General features: G+C 50.4%; 16 protein-coding genes. 10 read left to right on the top strand and 6 right to left on the bottom strand.

Annotation, left to right across the window (positions count from 1 at the left end; genetic code table 11):
* Positions 1 to 89 precede the first annotated feature (89 nt).
* Positions 90 to 1,634 (top strand): dynamin family protein, encoded by a 1,545-nt coding sequence (locus C8R30_RS02165; RefSeq protein WP_107789430.1) that lies wholly within the window; start codon positions 90 to 92, stop codon positions 1,632 to 1,634.
* A 186-nt stretch (positions 1,635 to 1,820) separates the two neighbouring features.
* On the opposite strand, the gene C8R30_RS02160 is transcribed toward C8R30_RS02165, so the two are convergent.
* From C8R30_RS02160 to polA, 3 genes are all read right to left on the bottom strand, one after another.
* Positions 1,821 to 2,171 carry a hypothetical protein gene (locus C8R30_RS02160; protein ID WP_090667188.1) on the bottom strand — a complete coding sequence of 117 codons (351 nt, stop codon included), beginning with the start codon at positions 2,169 to 2,171 and terminating at the stop codon, positions 1,821 to 1,823.
* The gene (locus C8R30_RS02155; protein ID WP_090667240.1) at positions 2,168 to 3,475 is read right to left on the bottom strand and encodes an aminopeptidase P N-terminal domain-containing protein; all 1,308 of its coding nucleotides are present in this window, start codon (positions 3,473 to 3,475) and stop codon (positions 2,168 to 2,170) included. Before C8R30_RS02155 ends, C8R30_RS02160 begins: the two co-directional genes overlap by 4 nt.
* 74 nt (positions 3,476 to 3,549) lie before the next feature.
* Positions 3,550 to 6,288, bottom strand: a complete 2,739-nt coding sequence (polA, locus tag C8R30_RS02150) for a DNA polymerase I (protein ID WP_107789429.1) — start codon at positions 6,286 to 6,288, stop codon at positions 3,550 to 3,552.
* Between the two features lie 16 nt (positions 6,289 to 6,304).
* Here polA and C8R30_RS02145 point away from each other — a divergent pair, with 16 nt between their 5' ends.
* From C8R30_RS02145 to C8R30_RS02130, 4 genes are all read left to right on the top strand, one after another.
* Positions 6,305 to 7,024: an LOG family protein gene (locus C8R30_RS02145; RefSeq protein WP_107789428.1), complete on the top strand. Its 720-nt coding sequence runs from the start codon at positions 6,305 to 6,307 to the stop codon at positions 7,022 to 7,024.
* A gap of 52 nt (positions 7,025 to 7,076) precedes the next feature.
* Positions 7,077 to 7,454 carry a DUF2782 domain-containing protein gene (locus C8R30_RS02140; protein WP_107789427.1) on the top strand — a complete coding sequence of 126 codons (378 nt, stop codon included), beginning with the start codon at positions 7,077 to 7,079 and terminating at the stop codon, positions 7,452 to 7,454.
* Between the two features lie 81 nt (positions 7,455 to 7,535).
* Positions 7,536 to 8,489 (top strand): homoserine kinase, encoded by a 954-nt coding sequence (locus C8R30_RS02135; protein ID WP_107789426.1) that lies wholly within the window; start codon positions 7,536 to 7,538, stop codon positions 8,487 to 8,489.
* 300 nt (positions 8,490 to 8,789) lie between these two features.
* Complete coding sequence (locus C8R30_RS02130; protein ID WP_090667202.1) at positions 8,790 to 9,602, top strand: BPSS1780 family membrane protein; 813 nt, start codon at positions 8,790 to 8,792, stop codon at positions 9,600 to 9,602.
* Between the two features lie 3 nt (positions 9,603 to 9,605).
* Here C8R30_RS02130 and C8R30_RS02125 read toward each other — a convergent pair whose 3' ends face one another.
* From C8R30_RS02125 to C8R30_RS02115, 3 genes are all read right to left on the bottom strand, one after another.
* Entirely contained in the window at positions 9,606 to 11,846 is a 2,241-nt protein-coding gene (locus C8R30_RS02125) for a UvrD-helicase domain-containing protein (protein ID WP_107789425.1), read from the bottom strand.
* 130 nt (positions 11,847 to 11,976) lie between these two features.
* Entirely contained in the window at positions 11,977 to 12,846 is an 870-nt protein-coding gene (locus tag C8R30_RS02120; RefSeq protein WP_107789424.1) for a phosphoribulokinase, read from the bottom strand.
* Positions 12,847 to 13,034: 188 nt separating this feature from the next.
* On the bottom strand, positions 13,035 to 13,832 hold the full coding sequence (locus tag C8R30_RS02115) for a M48 family metallopeptidase (RefSeq protein ID WP_090667211.1): 798 nt from the start codon (positions 13,830 to 13,832) through the stop codon (positions 13,035 to 13,037).
* A 117-nt stretch (positions 13,833 to 13,949) separates the two neighbouring features.
* Between C8R30_RS02115 and leuS the strand changes: the two genes are divergently transcribed.
* From leuS to C8R30_RS02090, 5 genes are all read left to right on the top strand, one after another.
* A complete protein-coding gene (gene leuS / locus C8R30_RS02110) occupies positions 13,950 to 16,547 on the top strand; it encodes a leucine--tRNA ligase (protein ID WP_107789423.1) in 2,598 nt (865 codons plus the stop codon).
* 99 nt (positions 16,548 to 16,646) lie between these two features.
* Positions 16,647 to 17,168: an LPS-assembly lipoprotein LptE gene (locus tag C8R30_RS02105; RefSeq protein ID WP_107789422.1), complete on the top strand. Its 522-nt coding sequence runs from the start codon at positions 16,647 to 16,649 to the stop codon at positions 17,166 to 17,168.
* A complete protein-coding gene (gene holA / locus C8R30_RS02100; protein ID WP_107789421.1) occupies positions 17,152 to 18,198 on the top strand; it encodes a DNA polymerase III subunit delta in 1,047 nt (348 codons plus the stop codon). The genes C8R30_RS02105 and holA overlap by 17 nt, the downstream gene beginning before the upstream one ends.
* A gap of 226 nt (positions 18,199 to 18,424) precedes the next feature.
* Positions 18,425 to 18,844 carry an OsmC family protein gene (locus tag C8R30_RS02095; RefSeq protein ID WP_107789420.1) on the top strand — a complete coding sequence of 140 codons (420 nt, stop codon included), beginning with the start codon at positions 18,425 to 18,427 and terminating at the stop codon, positions 18,842 to 18,844.
* A 346-nt stretch (positions 18,845 to 19,190) separates the two neighbouring features.
* Positions 19,191 to 20,009 carry a VCBS domain-containing protein gene (locus tag C8R30_RS02090; protein WP_181258683.1) on the top strand — a complete coding sequence of 273 codons (819 nt, stop codon included), beginning with the start codon at positions 19,191 to 19,193 and terminating at the stop codon, positions 20,007 to 20,009.
* Positions 20,010 to 20,039: the final 30 nt, after the last annotated feature.

Raw genomic sequence — 20,039 nt, 5'->3', positions numbered from 1 at the left:
AGACACAATAGAATAAGCCCGAAGTAGGATTGCACGCTAAAGTAACTGATTAGACTTTTTGTTATTTAACGAATCAAAAAAGGACTGCTATGCCACAAAGCTCAACAAACATTAATAAGCGTCTTAGAAGTCTTGAAACACATCTTGCTGAAGAGCACCCCGATAATCCCGTGTTGGCCAAAGCGGTGCATAGTTTCCGCAAATTGGATCACGTAGCGCAAGATATCGGTTTGCTGGACAAAAATGAATCGTACGCAACCTATGTGACCTGGTGGCCAATGATTGCCGTACTGGGAACATTCTCTGCCGGCAAATCGACTTTTATCAATTCCTATTTGAATTTGCATTTGCAACGGACTGGCAACCAGGCAGTCGATGACAAATTTACGGTTATCTGCTATAGCCGCCATGATGAAATCAAAACATTACCCGGCGTCGCATTGGATGCCGACCCCCGTTTCCCCTTTTTCCAGATCAGCCGCAGCATCGCTGAAATATCGGAAACCGGACCCCAACGCATCGATGCCTACATCCAACTCAAAACATGCCCATCGGAAAAAATACGTGGCAAAATTCTAATTGATTCTCCGGGTTTTGATGCAGATAGCCAACGCAATTCCACCTTGCGTTTGACGCAACATATCATCGATTTGTCCGACTTGGTTCTCGTATTCTTTGATGCCCGTCATCCGGAGCCGGGCGCGATGAAAGATACCTTGGAATATTTAGTCTCCGGCACCATCAATCGCGCCGACTCGAATAAATTCCTCTACATTCTCAATCAGATGGATGTTACCGCCAAAGAAGACAACCCTGAAGAAGTCGTGTCGGCTTGGCAACGCTCCCTCTCCCAAGCAGGCCTGCTCGCAGGCAAATTCTACCGAATCTATAATCCTGATGCAGCCACGCCGATCGAAGACCCGCAGATCAGAGAACGTTATGAAAAAAAACGTATAGAAGATATGGAAGAAATCAATGCGCGCATGCAGCAAATCGAAGTGGAACGCTCCTACCGCATTGCAGGTATGCTGGAACAAACAGCTGAGACCATAGAAAATCAGGTGATCAATAAGCTGACCAATATGCTGCAAACTTGGAAAAAACGTGTCTTCCTCATCGATGGTATTTTATTCAGCTTGTTATTGATTCTCAGCGTTGTCGCATTATCGATGACAGATAGTTGGAATTGGGTAAAAACATTCATCGAAAATATCGCTGCTACCGAAACGAGCTCACTCGTCACCCTGGCTGTGCTCGCCGGTGTGATCGGATATATTCACTTCACAGTCCGCAGCAAGGTTGCAAACAGCATCATCAAAAAGCTACCGGCTGAATTTGGTCACGATCATAATGCTTGCAAGCAATACACCCAGGCATTCATCAAAAGCACCTCGGGCCTGCGCCCCATGTTTCTCAACAAACCGGCGGGATGGAACAGCGCCAATCAGCGGATACTGGCACAAGTCAAGAATGAAGCCAATGATTATATCCAGTCTCTGAACGATCAGTTTACCAACCCTTCTGGCCGCAAGCTTGAAGCCGAACAGGCACCGCTAACTGAGCCTACAGCTGAAGTCGCTGCAGAAACCGACAGCCATACCGAGCCTGCGAAAGAAACGGAAGCGAAGCAATAGCGTGATCTGCCATGTATTCCGTCTTCGCGATACATGGCAGAAATGTCAGATATAGAAACGTTGAAACTGGCTCACTAATTGACTACCCTGGATCGATCATCGACCGGGGTAGTTAGCGAGTTTCGGCTAAACGATATGTTCTATCATTTGATAAATCATCAAAGCCACATCGTTTAATGATGTCACCTACTTGCGCTCCGATTTGTTTGTTTTGGTTTCAATAATTTCAGCATCTTCGATATCCACATTATGGTGTGGATGGGTTTCCTCTTGAAATTGACCGGCTGCCTTCTGAAGTTTACGCCGCAGCCACCACAATCGGATACCCACCCCGATTGCGGCAATCACGAACAATGCCAGGAAAATAGAAAAAAAGAATGCCCCCAGAACCAGCATAAGAATGGCTACTGGAATAAGCAGCAAATAAAATAACCACCGCTGGAAAGGAGAAGGCGGGATAGATTCGTTCGGCGGGATTCCAGCTTGCTTATAATCGATTATTCGACTAATGACTATTTTTCTATGATCATCGTTCATCGCATCAGCTCCTCTATTTCTGCAACCGTTTTAGGCACCGCTACCGTCAACACTTCATGGCCTGTTGGGGTAACGGCCACATCATCTTCGATGCGCACCCCGATATTCCAGAAATGTTCCGGCACATCACCCGCCGGCCGGATATAGCACCCTGGCTCTACTGTAAGCGTCATGCCCACTTGCAGAGGGCGCCATTTGCCATCTTGTTTATATTCTCCCGCATCATGAACATCTAATCCAAGCCAATGTCCAGTACGATGCATGTAAAATCGTTTGTAATCTCCCGACTGAATCACAGCATCCACGGTGCCATGACAAAGACCGAGATCGATGAAACCCTGTGCAAGCACCTGTAAAGCGGCTTGATGGGGAGCGTCCCAAGTACTGCCAGCCTGCACCGTCGAAATGGCGGCCATTTGCGCAGCCAGCACAAGCTGATAAATATCTTTCTGTACCGAAGAAAATTTACCATTAACAGGAAACGTGCGCGTAATATCGGCAGCATAGCCGTCAAACTCGCAGCCAGCATCGATGAGCAGCAAATCACCGGGGTGAAGCTGCGCATTGTTCTCGATGTAATGCAGCACACAGGCATTCGCTCCGCCAGCTACAATAGACGTATAGGCGGGAGCTTGTGCGCCCTGACGGCGAAACTCGTGCAGCAATTCCGCCTCGATTTCGTATTCATGCATGCCCGGCTGTGTCACCCGCATTGCCCGGCAATGCGCTTCTGCTGAAATTTTGGCTGCATGACGCATGAGCAAAAGCTCTTGCTCGTCTTTGCATACACGCATTTCATCCAAGTTACGGCGCACATCACGGATTTGATCGGGTGCCGAAATACCACTTCGCACCTGCTCACGCACCCGATTGATCCAACCAACCAGCCGCGCATCCCAAGCCGGATCCTGCCCGAGCAGGGTGTATATGACCGGTTGATTTTCTAGTAACTGGGGTATGCGTTCATCCAATTGCCCAATGGGATAAGCCGCGTCAAAGCCAAATGCTTCGCGCGCTGCATCCGGCCCGTAACGGAAACCATCCCAGATTTCACGCTCCTTATCCTTTTCCCGGCAAAACAGTATTTGCTCGGTTTTTCCCTGAGCGTTCCCGCAAATCAGCACCAATACCGCCTCGGGTTCATGAAAACCCGTCAGATAATAGAAATAACTATCGAAACGATAAGGATAAAAAGCATCTCGATTTCTAAGCCGAGGAGGAGAAGTGGCCATGATGGCAACCCCTTGCTGCATCTGTGTCAATAAACGTGATCGACGATCGCTAAATGTCTTGATTGGATTCATAATAGTCCGATTCTTACAGGAAATGAAAGGGAAAGCAACGCTGGCCCACCCTGCTTGGCCGATCTCAATGAATGTCAATGCGCTTGCTCCCAATTATCGCCCATCCCCACTTCGACACGGAGAGGAACATCAAGTTTACTGACATTCTCCATTAAATCCGGCAATACTTTTTTAACGAGCTCGGCTTCTTCATCAGGCACTTCTAACACCAGCTCATCATGTACTTGCATGATGAGCTTGCTCCGCAAGCATTCACTTTGCAACCAATCGTGCACGGCAATCATGGCAAGCTTGATGATATCCGCGGCGGTGCCTTGCATGGGCGCGTTGATCGCGGCACGCTCCGCCGCTTGCCTGCGGTTGTGACTGGAACTGTTAATCTCTGGCAGCCACAATCTTCGCCCAAAAACGGTTTCCACATATCCCTGCTCCCTCGCCTGCAACCGGATTCTTTGCATGTAATCCGCCACGCCCGGATAACGTGCGAAATAACGATCGATATAGACGCGTGCAGCGCCGCGTTCGATACCCAATTGCGAAGCCAAACCAAAATCCGACATCCCGTAAATCAAACCGAAATTGATCACTTTGGCATAGCGGCGCTGCTCCTGGTCAACCTGTTCGACAGGTATGCCAAATACCTCCGCAGCCGTCGCACGATGAATATCCTCCCCCGCAGCAAACGCTCTGAGCAATCCTTGATCGCGTGAAATATGCGCCATGATGCGTAATTCAATCTGGGAATAATCCGCTGAAATAATGTGGCTGCCAGGTGGCGCGATGAAGGCTTCACGGATACGCCGCCCTTCCTGTTTGCGCACAGGAATATTTTGCAAATTGGGGTCGTTGCTCGCCAATCGTCCGGTCACCGCAACGGCTTGCGCATAATTGGTATGAACTCGCTGAGTATGGCTATCGACCATCTGAGGCAATTTGTCGGTATAGGTCGATTTGAGTTTTGCCAGCCCACGATAATCAAGCAGAATCTTGGGCAAGGGATAATCGAGCGCAAGCTGCTGCAATACTTCCTCGTCGGTGGAAGGTGCCCCTTTGGGGGTTTTCTTGATGATCGGCAATTTAAGCCGATGAAACAATATTTCCTGAATTTGCTTGGTTGAATTCAGATTGAACGCCTGCCCGGCTTCCCCGTAAGCGCGCTGTTCCAACGTCATGAGCTGCGCTTCGATCTCGCGGCTTTGTGCATGCAATCGCTCAAGATCCAGCAACACCCCATTGCGCTCGATCTGAAACAGTACGTTCAGCAGCGGCATCTCGAGATGACGATATACATAATGAAGCTGCTCCTGACTTTCAATGCTCGGATACAAACATCGATGGAGTTGCATCGTAATATCGGCATCTTCCGCTGCATAACGGGTCGCCTGCTCGATTGACACCTGGTCGAATCCTATCCGATTGGCGCCTTTACCCGTTATTTCATCGTAGGTAATGGTTTTCACACCCAAATGACGAAACGCCAAGCTATCCATATCATGCGATTGATGAGATTCGAGCACATACGATTGAAGCAAGGTGTCATGCACGATCCCACTCAGTTGAATACCATGATTGGCGAACACATGCTTATCGTATTTCAGATTCTGCCCCACTTTCAACTTGGTCTCGCTCTCAAGCCAGGGTTTCATTTTTCCAAGCACCCAATCGAGATCCAGTTGCCGTGTCTCTTCACAAGAACGATGGGCGAGCGGCAAATACGCCGCTTCCCCCGGTTCGATACATAATGAAAGACCGACAAGCTGCGCTTGCATCGGATTCAAACTCGTCGTCTCCGTATCGAGCGAAACCAGCGCGGCCTTATCGCAGCGCGCTAGCCACTGATCTAATTGCGCTTCTGTCAAAATGGTTTCGTAACCAAGCGACAACTCGCTACCGGACAAGCCGGATGACGTATCCTGTGACTGAAGCTGTGCTGCAGGGGATCCGGCGCCTCCATTAACGGAATTTTGAGCTTGCTGAAGCTCCCGTAGCCACGTTTTGAAATCCAGGCGCGCGTAAAGCTCAGCCAATTTTTGGGTATCCTGCGGCCTAATAGTCAAATCCTGCAATTCGATCGGTAAAGCAACATCGCACTTGATCGTCAACAAAGTACGCGCTTGCTGCAGCCACGGGATCGCTTTTCGCAGATTTTCGCCCACGACACCCCCGATCTCGGACGCATGTTCGATGATGTTATCCAGGCTGCCATAGTGCAGCAACCATTTCACAGCCGTTTTAGGGCCTACTTTTTCGACCCCCGGAATATTGTCCGTACTATCCCCCACCAAGGCGAGGTAATCCCGTATCTGCGCAGGTGACACGCCGAATTTCTGCCGCACGCCCTCTTCATCCAGGATCTCGTTGCTCATGGTATTCACCAGCTTGATGCGGGAATCGACCAATTGCGCAATGTCCTTATCACCGGTCGAGATGACACATTGGATTCCTGAACGCGTCGCTTGCATGGCGAGCGTGCCAATCACATCGTCCGCTTCCACGCCGTCGATCACCAAGATCGGCCAACCCATCGCTTCGATGCATCGATGCAATGGCTCGATCTGCCCGGATAAATCGGCAGGCATGGGAGGACGGTGCGCTTTGTATTGCGGGTAAATTTCGTCACGAAAAGTTTTGCCTTTTGCATCAAACACGCACGCGCTATAATCGGCATGAAAATCCTTGTGCAAACGCCGCAGCATGCTGAGCACGCCGTAAACTGCGCCGGTCGGTTCATTCTGTCGATTGCGCAAATCAGGTAGCGCATGAAAAGCACGATATAAATAAGATGAACCATCAACCAATAAAAGTGTTTTCATCTAGTAAAGGACCTCTATGAGCTTGCAAGAAAAACTAGGCGGTATCATGTCGCTTGATAAACCTTGGTCAGTAAGGGAGTCATGGCGTGTCTTTGGAATCATGTCAGAGTTTGTCGAAGGTACCGAGCGCATGGAATATATCCAACCCGCGGTCAGTATCTTCGGCAGTGCGCGTACCAAGCCGGATCACCCTTATTATAAATTAACTGAAGCGATCGCACGGCAATTGTCGGATGCGGGTTTCTCCGTTATTTCCGGGGGCGGGCCAGGCATCATGGAAGCCGCCAACAAAGGCGCTTTTTTTGGCAAATCGGCCAGTGTTGGCCTCAACATCCAACTTCCCCACGAGCAACACCGCAATATCTACCAAGATGTCAGCCAAACTTTCCGTCACTTTTTCGCCCGTAAATATATGTTTATCAAATTTGCGACGGCTTATGTCGTTATGCCAGGTGGATTTGGCACATTGGATGAATTGATGGAAGCATTGACGCTCGTTCAAACGGGAAAAACGAGAAAAATGCCGATCATCCTTGTGTGCTCCGATTTCTGGAGTGGATTGCTCGACTGGTTCCAACAGGTGTTGATTGCGGAAGGCTACATCTCTCCTGAAGATATGGATCTCATCCATGTAATCGATGAGCCTGCCCAAGTGGTCAACGCCATTTTTCAGTATTATGAAACGTCCGGCTTCGAACCGACGCCCGCTGAAAGAGAAATTCAGCTCAATTTGTAACAATCGGCCCTATTTCAGATAGAATGGAGGCCCCGAGTCGCCAGGAATCAGCATGCAACCCATAAAGATTATTTCATTCTTATGTGCGATTGGGTTTACGTTATCCGTACTAGCACAATCCAATCAGTCCGATCAGCCACCCAAAGATCTGCAACCGCTTCCCGAGTTGCCTGATTTAGCGCATGAAGAACCCGATCTTCCCGATCTGGGCGGGGACCCTGCACTGGAACCCGAAGTCACGATCATCCAAGGCAAAGAAGAAACGATCGAAGAATACCGGGTCAATGGCCAACTCTATATGATCAAAGTCATTCCTCGCATTGGCAAGCCTTTTTACTTGATGAACAAACGAAGTCCCGTGGGTGAACCGCATCGTGGCGATCTTGAGTCAGGTATCAGCGTGCCGATGTGGGAACTTTACAGATTCTAATAGGCAAGGAGATCGACACAAGACGATGATCGCAACGTAACATGCCTCTCTTTTTTTGAAGTTAACTCTACTTGTCCACTCATGTCTGTCTTTACTCCGGTTACGCAGGAACAACTCGCCTTCTGGCTGCAAAATTATGAACTTGGTTCACTGATCGATCTTCAAGGGATCTCATCAGGTATTGAAAATACCAATTACCTTGTGAAGACATCGCTGGGTAAATACATTCTAACGCTCTTCGAAAAATTGACGGCAGCGGAACTGCCTTTCTATCTCAATCTCATGGCGCATCTATCGGATTGTGGCATTCCTTGCCCTCATCCAGTCGCCACACGAGCACAAAAATTCTTGGGTGAGCTGAATGGCAAACCCGCAAGCATCGTCACTTTCCTGCCAGGCAAATCGCTCATTCACCCTACTCCGGCACAATGCGCTGAAATAGGGGAAATACTGGCCAAAATGCACCTTGCCGGTTTATCTTATCCGACAAAAATGGATAATCCCCGCGGCTTCAAATGGTGGCGCAGCGCATCAGAAGCCGTTATGCCCTTTTTAGACGAAGCAGAGCAAGCGCTGCTCCAAGAAGAACTCCGGTTTCAATCGCAGCATCAAACGGAACTCCTTCCTCAAGGCGTGATTCATGCCGATTTATTTCGCGACAACGTCCTGTTTAGCGATAACACGGTAGGCGGTATTATCGATTTTTATTTTGCCTGCAACGATGCGCTGCTGTATGACCTTGCCATCACAGTCAATGATTGGTGTATTTCCGAAGAAATGGCGCTGGATGAAAAACGCGCCCAGGCGCTCCTGACAGCATATCACCAAGTGCGCCCTCTCGCCGCGGGAGAGCATGCGGCCTGGCCACGCATGTTGCGCGCAGGCGCTTTACGTTTCTGGATCTCTCGTTTGTATGATTACCATTTGCCGCGTGCAGGCGAGCTGACGCATAAAAAAGACCCAACGCATTTCAAAGCCATTCTGCAACTGCATTTATCCCATCATGCCCAATTGATGCAAATCTGGGTTGATTAATCGACTAAAATAGACGCTTCGCACCTCAAAATTCGGCGTCGCTACCTTCTCCCGCTGGAGAAGGCTGAATGAGGGATGATAGAAACTGCATTGTGATGTGCGTAGGCATCACTCAGCGCATCCGCTCATCTGCGCTTTGACGACAATAACAAGAATCGAAAATAAAGCCGTTTCACCTAGGCTATTTAGGATGGTCGATTTAGAATAATAAAAAAGAAGACTCCGAACACAGACGCTCTCGTATTCGCTATTATTCAAATCAGATAACCCGTCACACAATTTATTGGAGAAAACAAACTAATGGAAGCTCGACAAGTTCGTGGTAGACAAGGATTGCAATGGATACTCAGTGGCTTTTATCTATTTCGCCAGGCGCCTTTAGTGTGGATCTTGCTATGTTTTACCCTGCTATTGATAGCGATGACGATGGAGCTTTTGCCTTTATTGGGGAAATTCATTTTCACACTCATTTCACCGGTATTTATGGCGGGCATCATGGTGGGCTGTAGAAGCCAAATACGGGGTGATCAACTGGAGTTAGTTCACTTATTTGTCGGTTTCAAAAGAAATACGGCGCAGTTGATTACACTGGGCGGCATGTATTTAATTGGGCAAGTATTGATCATCGGCGTATTCATGATGATCGGGGGCAGCTCGCTGGTCGATATGCTGCTGTATGGCAAGCGCTTCGATGAACGTGAGCTGATGGAAGTCATGGATAACGCCCTCTCCGCTTCGCTGGCCGGCCTGTTGTTGACGATACCGCTGATGATGGCGATGTGGTTCGCTCCCTTGCTGATCATGTTCGAAAACATGCCGCCCGTCATAGCCATGCGCAAAAGTTTTTTTGCCTGCCTGAAGAATATCATTCCGTTTCAGATCTACGCCATCATACTGATCGTACTCCTCGTGCTCGCCATCATGCCTTTTGGATTAGGTCTCATTATCTGGATTCCGACCGTATTCGCTTCAATCTATGTCAGCTACGAAGACATCTTCCAATCCGAGTCGATACCAAGCAGTGACGAGCTAACAAAAGAAGATAACGAAGCCAATAAAGAAACGACTGAAAATCAAGAAACGACAGAAAGCGACCGGCAACCCAAAAACTGACGCTCATTGCAACGGCGTGAGCTTGGCGTATTCGAGCAGGAGCCATTTGGTGCCTGCTCGGCTGAATTGAACTTGCACGCGCATATCAACACCCTGCCCTTCATAGTTGATAATGACGCCGGTTCCAAATTTCTCATGCGAAACCGTCTGCCCGATGCGCCAAGCGTAGGGATGCGCTGTTGGATCGGCAGGCGTTCTCCCTGCCCGCATCGAATGGTTCGTGGTCTGATTCGTCAAGTGATTCGCCGTAGAAAACTCGCCCTGGGGACTTGTCCATCGGAACGATCCACCGCTTCCCTTAGATGAAGGCTGCAGCCATTTCAGCAAATGTTCCGGAATTTCATTGATAAACCGCGACGGGACATTGTAATGGGTCTGGCCATGCAGCATCCGGCTTTGCGAAAAACTCAAGTATAATCGCCGCCGTGCGCGAGTCGTTGCCACATACATCAGACGCCGCTCTTCTTCCAGGCCATTGGCTTCGTTGCGGCTGTTTTCATGCGGAAACAACCCCTCTTCCAACCCACTCAGAAAAACCGTATGAAATTCCAGCCCTTTGGCCGAATGAACGGTCATGAGCTGCAACGCATCCTGATGATAGTCTGCCTGGTGCTCCCCACCTTCGAGCGACGCATGAGAAAGAAAAGCCATCAAGCTATCGTCTTCTGCTTCATGCACAAAACTGGTTGCCGCGTTGATCAACTCATTCAGATTCTCCAGCCGATCCGCACCCTCCCGCTCGGCCTGATAATGATCGATCAAACCGCTTTGCGCCAGCACATGGCGTATCGTCTCGGGTAGCGGCAAATCCGCGCATGCGCGTTGCATGGTCAGAATCAACGATACAAAACTGGGCAAGCCTTTCTTAAGGGTACGTTGTTCAGCCATAGCAGCCTGCTCGCCCCCGCACTTGTTGAGGGCAGTCGCCCACAAGCTCGTATGCTGTAATCTTGACGCGTCTTGCAGTTGCTCCAAGCTCCGTGCGCCAATGCCGCGCGGCGGGAAGTTGATGACGCGCAACAGCGCCTGATCATCATCAGGATGCGCGATCAACCGCAAATAGGCCAAGGCATGCTTGATCTCCTGGCGCTCATAAAAACGCATGCCGCCATAAACGCGATAAGACAAGGCGGCATTGAACAGGCTATGCTCGAGTACACGGGATTGCGCATTGGATCGATAAAGCAAGGCCATATCGGAAAGTGCAACCCCTTCGGCATGCAACGCTTTAACCTCATCGACGATAAACGCAGCTTCATCAAAATCCGTCATCGCGTTATACACGCGCACAGGCTCGCCCTGACCTTCCGCAGTCCACAAATTCTTGCCGAGGCGTCCGCGATTGTGTTCGATCAACGCATTTGCCGCTTCCAGTATATTGCCGTGCGAACGATAATTTTGCTCCAGCTTGATGATCTTCTGCACCGCGAAGTCACGCTCGAAATCTTGCATGTTACCGGCACGTGCCCCACGAAAAGCATAGATACTCTGATCATCGTCGCCGACGGCAAATACGGCTGCAGGATTTGGCAATCCCATCCCCGCCAGCAGCTTGAGCCATTGATATTGCAAACGATTGGTATCCTGAAATTCATCGACCAGGATGTGACTGAAACGCTCCCGGTAATGATTGCGCAGCGTTTCATGCTGCGCGAGCAATTCGTAGCAGCGCAGCAAGAGTTCAGCAAAATCGACAATCCCTTCCCGTCGGCACAAGACCTCATAGGCGTCATAAACATGCTGCATAGTCTGTGTAAAACGATCATGCACCTCGACTTGCGCCGCCCGCAACCCTTCTTCTTTTGCATGGTTGATAAACCATTGAACTTGCCGGGGAGGATAAGCTTTTTCATCGACCGCAAGCGTTTTGAGCAACCGCTTGATGACCGCCTGTTGGTCGCTCACATCGAAAATCTGGAAAGTTTGCGGCAACCCGGCATGTTGATAATGCGCACGCAACATGCGGTGACATAACCCGTGAAAGGTACCGATCCACATGCCGCGTGTATTGATGGGCAGCATGGAGGCAATCCGCACCATCATTTCTCTGGCCGCTTTGTTGGTAAACGTGACGGCAAGGATACCGTTCGGGCTTACTTGGCCGGACTGAATCAGGTAGGCGATACGCGTGGTAAGTACACGTGTTTTTCCACTACCTGCACCTGCCAATATCAACGCCGATAGGCGAGGCAAAGTAACGGCTTCGAGTTGCGCTGGATTCAATCCAGCGAGTAGGGAGGTCATCGCTCAGAGAACAACTTCAGTAAGTGCATGGAGTCACCCTACCTGGGAATACTTAAAAGCAAGCTGTTCGTGCCGCTGCGACCAGCGACCAATAGCTTGCTTTGATCTTCCCAGGCAGGATGGAGAACATCTATCGCTTGCTTTTTGCAGCCAAATCCAGGATGAGGGGGGTCAGAATCAATTCGATCGCCATTCCCATTTTGCCACCTGGCACTACGATGGTATTGGGGCGCGACATGAACGAATCATGAATCATGTTCAGCAAGAAAGGAAAATCGACCATCTTGTAATCGCGGAAACGAATCACCACCAGACTTTCATCCAATGTCGGAATCTCGCGCGCAATGAAGGGATTGGAGGTATCGACCGTCGGAACACGCTGAAAATTGATATGGGTGCGTGAAAACTGCGGCGTAATATAGTGCACATAATCATGCATGCGGCGCAGAATGGTTTGGGTAACGGCTTCGGCCGAATAACCGCGTGCATTCGTATCGCGATGAATCTTCTGGATCCATTCGAGATTGACGATCGGCACGACCCCTACCAATAAATCGACATATTTTGCGATATCCGCCGTATCGCTCTTCGCGCCACCGTGCAAACCCTCATAAAACAGCAGATCCGTGCCAGGGGTAATCGCTTTCCACGGTGTAAATGTACCTGGCTTTTGATTATAAGGTGCAGCTTCTTCTTCGTTATGCAGATACAAACGGGTCATACCCGAACCCGTTTCGCCATATTCTTTGAACAACGCTTCCAGCTTTTCAAATTCATTCGCTTCCGGCCCGAAATGGCTGATCGGGCGACCACCATTTTTTTCAGACTCGGCCACGGCATTTTTCATTGATTCACGGTCATAGCGATGAAAACTATCCCCTTCCACGATCGCAACATTCAATTTTTCACGACGGAAGATATGCTCGAAACTATTCTTAACCGTGGATGTGCCCGCACCGGATGAACCAGTCACGGCAATTACGGGGTGTTTTTGCGACATTTTGCTACTATCTCCTTAAATTTAAAAAATAATAATCTATGGCGCCTGGCTTCCATACCATTGGCGATAACCGCGTATGATACCTGCTTTCCATACTGTTTTGGCAGGGAATCATTTGAAAATGTGAACAAAAAAATCCCGTATTGCGTTCTAGGCTACGACTTGAGGTTCAATCAATCGCGACCGAATCATTTTGCGCAACGCGGATTCTTGCCCGCAGCGATCGCTTGTTGCTGTAACTGTAGGGCATGCGGCAAACGCGCTTGCAAATCTTCGATGCGCGTTTCATGAGAAGGGTGGGTCGAGAGAAACTCGACAGGTCGTGGACCCTGACTCGCTTGCGCCATTTTCAGCCATAAAGTGACGCTTTCCGCAGGATTGAAACCCGCTTTCGCCATCAAATCCAACCCAATCATATCAGCTTCACTTTCGTGCAATCGGCTGAAGGGCATGATGATTCCGTATTCTGCGCCGATTCCCAGCAGACTGACAGCGGTCTGCCCCATCGCAGTCTGAGGTGCAGCGACGGCCTGCACCAAAGCTATTCCAGCTTGTGCGCCCATTTGCTGCGACATGCGCTCATTGCTATGTCTCGCCATCACATGACCCACCTCGTGCCCGATCACTGCAGCCAATTGGTCTTGATTATCGACCAGATCGATCAAGCCGGTATGAACGCCAATTTTTCTACCCGGCAACGCAAAGGCATTGAGAGAAGCATCTTCGAAAACGACCACTTCCCATTCCCCACCCACTTCACGCGCGATTGCACTGGTAATGCAACGAACGAATTCAGTTTCCCGCGCGTTGCGGCTGATTGGCTTTTCTTTTTTCAAGTTCTCGAATGCCTGGAGCCCCATGCTATCGAGTTCGGCATCCGGCAGAAAAGCGAGCTGCGTGCGGCCCATTGGGGAGGTTGCGCATGCGGTCAGAAAAGAAACAAGCAGCAAAACGTAAAGCGACTTCAGGTAGCGATCGATCATCATTTCAAACCCTCTCAACAAATATGTGTGAGATGAGGCTATCATGAGCAGTTGAGGCATATCAAGCGCAATCGTTCACGGTATAATTCGCCTTTTGTTCATAGCCAGGAAACTCGTCCCATGCAAGAAAAATACCATCCCCAGGAAATCGAACACGATGCACAGCAACACTGGGAAAAAACGGCCGCATTCAATGTCACTGAAACACCTGGCACACCCAAATATTACTGCCTGTCCATGTTCCCCTACCCATCCGGCAAACTGCACATGGGGCATGTACGTAATTACACGATAGGCGATGTATTGTCTCGCTACCGGCGCATGCAGGGCTACAATGTCCTCCAGCCCATGGGTTGGGACGCATTTGGCTTGCCTGCCGAGAATGCCGCCATGCAACATGGCGTCCCGCCCGCCAAATGGACTTACGACAATATCGCCTACATGCGCAAGCAATTGAAAAGTCTGGGGCTGGGAATCGATTGGGACCGGGAAATCGCCACTTGCCATCCCCATTACTACCGATGGAATCAATGGTTGTTTCTCCGCATGCTCGAAAAAGGCATCGCCTACAAAAAAACGCAAGTCGTCAACTGGGACCCGATCGATCAAACCGTACTGGCTAACGAACAGGTGATCGAAGGACGCGGCTGGCGTACCGGCGCATTGGTTGAGAAACGTGAAATACCGGGTTACTACCTGGCCATCACCCAATACGCGGACGAGCTCCTCAATGATCTGGAAAAACTCCCTGGTTGGCCCGAGCGCGTCAAAACCATGCAGGCCAACTGGATTGGTAAAAGTTATGGGGTAGATATCGTTTTTCCCGCAGACAAACCATCGGGTACGCCACAGGACATCAAAGTATTCACCACCCGCGCCGACACGCTGATGGGCGCGACCTATGTTGCCGTTGCCGCTGAGCATCCGCTCGCGCAGCATGCTGCCAAGGACAATCCACAGCTTGCCGCATTCATCGAAGAATGCAAACACGGCGCCACCATGGAAGCGGAGCTGGCCACCCAGGAAAAGAAAGGCATGGCTACCGGATTGCACGTGCTTCATCCCCTCACGGGAGAACGTCTCCCGGTATGGGTCGCCAATTATGTCCTCATGAGCTATGGTGAGGGCGCAGTCATGGCGGTTCCGGCACATGACGAACGCGATTTCGAATTCGCCACACAATACGCGCTCCCCATCAAAGCGGTCGTAACCCCTAAAGATGAGGAAATCGAGCTGCCGCTGACCCAGGCTTATACTGCGCATGGTGTCACTTTCAATTCGGGAGACTTCTCAGGGTTGGATTTTGACGCTGCCGTGGAGGCCATCGCGCACGCCCTGGCACAAAAAGGATTGGGTGAAAAACGGGTGCGCTACCGCCTGCGCGATTGGGGCATCTCACGCCAACGCTATTGGGGTTGCCCCATTCCATTGATCCATTGCGATCGATGTGGTGTGGTGCCCGTACCCGACGAAGAGCTCCCTGTAGTTTTACCGGAAGAATTGGTACCGGATGGCTCGGGCAACCCGCTTGCCAAATCACCCGCTTTCTACGAATGCAGTTGCCCGCGCTGCGGTCAGGCCGCACGCCGCGAAACCGACACCATGGATACCTTCGTCGATTCCTCCTGGTATTACATCCGCTACGCCTGCCCGGATCAAGGCTCCGCCATGGCCGATTCGCGTGCCGACTATTGGCTGCCCGTCGACCAGTATATCGGCGGCATCGAACACGCCATCCTGCATCTGCTGTATTCCCGCTTCTGGAGTAAGGTCATGCGCGATTTGGGACTGGTTACCTTCGACGAACCGTTCACCAACCTGCTGACCCAGGGGATGGTGTTGAACGAAATTTTCTTTCGCAAAACGGACACGGGCCGCCTCGTTTATTTCAATCCGACAGAAGTCGATATTCATTTCGATGAACAAGGCAAGCGATTTGGCGCAGTGCTGCGCGCCGACAACCAACCCGTCGAATCGGGGGGCATCGGCACCATGTCAAAATCGAAAAACAACGGGGTCGACCCCCAGCAATTAGTCGAATCTTATGGCGCCGATACCGCCCGATTATTCATGATGTTTGCCAGCCCTCCAACGCAGACGCTGGAATGGTCCGATACCGGCGTCGAAGGCGCTTTCCGCTTTCTCAAGCGCCTATGGCGGCTGGCTTATAGCCATCTTCAGGCAGGTATCCCTGTTGGACAGCTTCAAGCCGACACCCTCTCACCGCAACTCAAGTCGTTGCGTTGCCAGCTCCATCAGACCATTGAAAAAGTCACCGACGATCTGGATCGCCGTCATACTTTCAATACCGCTATCGCTGCCGTGATGGAATTGATGAACGAGCTCACCAAACAGCAAACCAACGATTTAGCGACACGCCAATTGATGCAGGAGGCGCTGGAAAACATCGTACTTTTGCTATCACCTATCGTTCCGCATATTTGCCACGCGCTTTGGCGAACACTCAAACCCGGCACCGAGCTGCTCGATCAAGCCTGGCCGAAAGCTGACCCGCAAGCCTTGGTGCAGGATGACATCGAACTCGTCGTCCAGGTCAACGGCAAATTACGCGCGCAAATTCGTGTTGCCAGAGAAGCCGATCGCGCCACCATCGAGCGAACTGCGTTGTCTCATGAGCATATCCAGAAAACGATTGCGGGACAGGCTGTGAAGAAAATCATCGTGGTGCCGGGCAGGTTGGTTAATATCGTTGTGTAACCGCCACTCGCAAGTTGAATCGGTTTGAATATCAGTTTGAATTATTGTCGGCCAAACAGACTCAAAAGTAGGGTTTTACATTAAAGACAGGTTATCGATATGCTATCCATACGCGCGTTTCTGGTCAGTTTGTTGCTCCTGCTAACCGCTTGCGGTTTTCAATTGCGCGGGCAAATCCCCAATCTGCCATTCGACACCATTCATGTCGTTGCGCCACCGGGTCATTCTATTGGAATCGACGTGGAACGAGCCATCAGTGTCGGCACCAATGCAAAAGTGGTCAGAAAACCGGAGAATGCGCAAGCGATCCTGCAAATCATCAGCGCAGTCAACGAAAAGAAAATTCTTTCTCTCTCGGGTGGGGGGCGTGTGCGCGAGTTCCAGTTAGGCTATCGTGTCTCCGCTCGTCTCGTTGATCCTCAAGGCAATGAAATCGCACCTTTTGAAGAAATCAACCTGACTCGCGTGCTCCCCTTCCTCGACGCGCAGGTACTGGCCAAAGCGGCAGAAGAAGAAATGCTTTACAAGGATATGCAGGTAGATGCAGTTCAACAGATCGTCCGCCGCATTGCCGCAGTCAGAGCTAAGCAGCCATCGCTAAACGATGAGCATCACCCCTGACCAGCTTCCAAATCAACTGAAAAAACAGCTCGCACCGCTCTACGCGATAGTCGGTGACGAGTTGCTGCTTGCCCAAGAAGCGGCAGACGCCATCCGGGAGCATGCGCGTCTGCAAGGCTACACGGAACGGCATGTTTTTAGCGTAGAAGCACGTTTCGATTGGTCGAACTTGCAGCGCTGGAATCATCAATCGTCCTTGTTTGGCGAACGGCGCCTGCTCGATGTGCGCATCCCGTCGGGCAAACCCGGGAAAGAAGGCGGCGCTGCGATCGAAGCGCTTTGTCATGCACTTCCTGCCGATACCATAACGTTGGTCACCCTTCCGCGTATCGACAGGCAAACGCAAACCACTAAATGGTTCAAGGCGTTGGAACAATCAGGCGTCATGATCGCGGCCGATCCACTGGACCGCATTCGTTTGGCGCACTGGCTGCAACAGCGTCTTGGCCAGCAAGGTCAGCAGGTGACGCCCGACACCCTGCAATTCCTGCTAGATAAAGTAGAAGGCAATCTTTTGGCCGCCCAACAAGAAATCAAGAAACTGGCACTGATTTACCCACCGGGCCTGCTTTCATTCGAGCAAATCAGGCACGCCGTGCTGGATGTCGCACGCTACGATGTCTTCAATTTAGCAGAAGCCATGCTCGCCGCAGATAGCGTCCGTTACGCCCGCATTCTGCAAGGGTTGCAAGGGGAAGGCATTCCCCCGCCCTTGATTCTGAGCACATTGACCGAACCACTCCGCAACCTGTTACATATTCATCAAGCATTGAAAACAGGCAAACCACTCGCGCAAGCATTCAAAGACGCGCGCATTTGGCGCCATCAGCAAAAGACCATGACCAGCGCAATCAAGCGAACCTCCCCCCGACTACTCGTTCAGGCGCTGATGCATGCCGCCAACATAGATAGAATCATCAAGGGTGTCGCACGGGGTGATAGCTGGAATGAATTATTGCAACTGGGATTACTGATTGCGAACGGCCCGTCGTTTATCCATCAGCCATTTGCGTATGGCCGCAACGATTGATCATCTCGTTTTTTGCTCAACCGTAATCGCCTTATGTGCAAACAAACACCCACAACTTGGATTGACACAAATTATCCAGTACGATGCAATCGAACAATCTATACTCATCTCACTTCAAAATTCGGCAACTATACCTTCTCCCGCTGGGAGAAGGTTGGATGAGGGATGATAAAAATCGAATTTTGAGGTGCGAAGCATATATATTAAAAAATAGGAAAAAAAACCAATGAAAGCACGCATTAAATGGCAAGAAGGCATTTGTTCCCTAGGCGAGACGGAAAGCGGTCATAGCGTAGTCATCGATGGCGCACCCGGCATCGGCGGCAAAAACTTGGGGCCGCGCCCGATGGAACTGATTTTGCTAGGGCTAGGCGGCTGCTCCACCATCGATGTCATCCTCATTCTGCAAAAAAGCCGTCAGGAAATTACCGATTGTGTGGTAGAAATCGACGCCGTGCGCGCGGTTGAAGACCCCAAAGTTTTCACCGACATTCATATGCATTTCATCGTCACCGGAAAAAAACTGAACGCACATCAGGTCGAACGTGCAATCAGCCTCTCGGCTGAAAAATATTGCTCAGCTTCCATCATGCTGAAAAATTCTGTCAATATCACACACGATTTTGAAATCATCGAAGACGAGTAGCGCCCACTGCGAAACGATACCTCATCCCTCGAAGCAATCCACCCCACCGGATGTGCCGACCCCATAAATTCGAATTAGCTCCATTTTATTGGGTTGTTCCATCCCTCATCATGCCAGAAATTTTTAGATAATCGTCAGCAAGAGGTTTTACGTAAGTTTTACGGAATAGTCATAGCCAGACTCTGATTTTTGACCAAAAATCGACCGATCATCTGGCTATAGCGTCACCCCCCGCTTTGATGCCGCGCCCTGACTCAGCGCAAAACGTCAAACTGGCGAATGACAATAGACCCATCTTCCTTGATCAACCACTCAACTGCGAACGATTATGAAAAAATGGAATGTAATGAATAAGGTATCCATACCGGCTATATTATTAATTTTGCTGCTGATATTTGCCTGGGGCGCCTCCGCTCAAACGATACGGCCACCCGGTGGCAGCTCCTCCGGGGGTGGAGGATCGTCAGGGGGGGGTACGCCCACCGTCAGCAAAATCGAGTTGGTAATGACCGTTATCAAAAACGAAAAGCAGGAAGTATCGGGCAATCTTTTCGGTGGCGTGGATGGCGCTTCTCTGCGGCTGATAGACAGTCCAATTGGTACTTACGGCTATTTGGATATCTCGGCGGAAGGCAGTTTCCGTTACGCCCTGAAGAACGACTTGCCGCAAGTACAAGTGCTGGGACCTAACGATACCGCGCAAGAAGTGTTTCGTTATGAGGTGACTACGACCAACAACATAACCGTCGATGCCAAGCTGACCGTCTATATCCTCGGCAATCCTTCGGTTTCTTTCGATAACGTCGAGATCGAATTCAACAATGGCTCGAACGAAGCGAGCCCGATTCATGCAGGCAATGCTTCCCAAATGGGGCAATATATGCGCGGCCAACTGACCACTTCCTCTGATCGAGACTGGTTTATTTTCAACAGCCTCGGTAATGAAATCATCAACCTGGAACTCTGTCCGGAAGGCTCGCACTGTAAAGACGAGAAAGCGTGGGTCATGTATGTATTCGATGCCGATAAATTCGTTAGCGAAGGAAATGAAAATCAATCGGTAACGCTCCGCACCTATCTGGACCGGACCAATGAAACTTTAGCCACCGCGCAAGCAAACCATTTCTATTTACTCTACGACAAAGGGTTTTTAACAATAGCCTAATCGGTATCATCGATCCGTGTTTCGGCGATC

The sequence above is a fragment of the Nitrosomonas nitrosa genome, assembly GCF_003051105.1.
Lineage (GTDB): Bacteria > Pseudomonadota > Gammaproteobacteria > Burkholderiales > Nitrosomonadaceae > Nitrosomonas > Nitrosomonas nitrosa.
The sequence above is the reverse complement of the archived record's forward strand: the minus strand, read 5'-3'. Positions and strand labels throughout refer to the sequence as shown.

Coding starts and splice junctions, on each gene's coding strand:
- C8R30_RS02105 (WP_107789422.1), top strand. CDS start 16,647: ATGCTATCCATACGCGCGTTTCTGGTCAGTTTGTTGCTCCTGCTAACC.
- C8R30_RS02135 (WP_107789426.1), top strand. CDS start 7,536: ATGTCTGTCTTTACTCCGGTTACGCAGGAACAACTCGCCTTCTGGCTG.
- holA (WP_107789421.1), top strand. CDS start 17,152: ATGAGCATCACCCCTGACCAGCTTCCAAATCAACTGAAAAAACAGCTC.
- C8R30_RS02140 (WP_107789427.1), top strand. CDS start 7,077: ATGCAACCCATAAAGATTATTTCATTCTTATGTGCGATTGGGTTTACG.
- C8R30_RS02115 (WP_090667211.1), bottom strand. CDS start 13,832: ATGATGATCGATCGCTACCTGAAGTCGCTTTACGTTTTGCTGCTTGTT.
- C8R30_RS02095 (WP_107789420.1), top strand. CDS start 18,425: ATGAAAGCACGCATTAAATGGCAAGAAGGCATTTGTTCCCTAGGCGAG.
- C8R30_RS02155 (WP_090667240.1), bottom strand. CDS start 3,475: ATGAATCCAATCAAGACATTTAGCGATCGTCGATCACGTTTATTGACA.
- C8R30_RS02130 (WP_090667202.1), top strand. CDS start 8,790: ATGGAAGCTCGACAAGTTCGTGGTAGACAAGGATTGCAATGGATACTC.
- leuS (WP_107789423.1), top strand. CDS start 13,950: ATGCAAGAAAAATACCATCCCCAGGAAATCGAACACGATGCACAGCAA.
- C8R30_RS02125 (WP_107789425.1), bottom strand. CDS start 11,846: ATGACCTCCCTACTCGCTGGATTGAATCCAGCGCAACTCGAAGCCGTT.
- C8R30_RS02145 (WP_107789428.1), top strand. CDS start 6,305: ATGAGCTTGCAAGAAAAACTAGGCGGTATCATGTCGCTTGATAAACCT.
- C8R30_RS02120 (WP_107789424.1), bottom strand. CDS start 12,846: ATGTCGCAAAAACACCCCGTAATTGCCGTGACTGGTTCATCCGGTGCG.
- C8R30_RS02165 (WP_107789430.1), top strand. CDS start 90: ATGCCACAAAGCTCAACAAACATTAATAAGCGTCTTAGAAGTCTTGAA.
- C8R30_RS02160 (WP_090667188.1), bottom strand. CDS start 2,171: ATGAACGATGATCATAGAAAAATAGTCATTAGTCGAATAATCGATTAT.
- C8R30_RS02090 (WP_181258683.1), top strand. CDS start 19,191: ATGAATAAGGTATCCATACCGGCTATATTATTAATTTTGCTGCTGATA.
- polA (WP_107789429.1), bottom strand. CDS start 6,288: ATGAAAACACTTTTATTGGTTGATGGTTCATCTTATTTATATCGTGCT.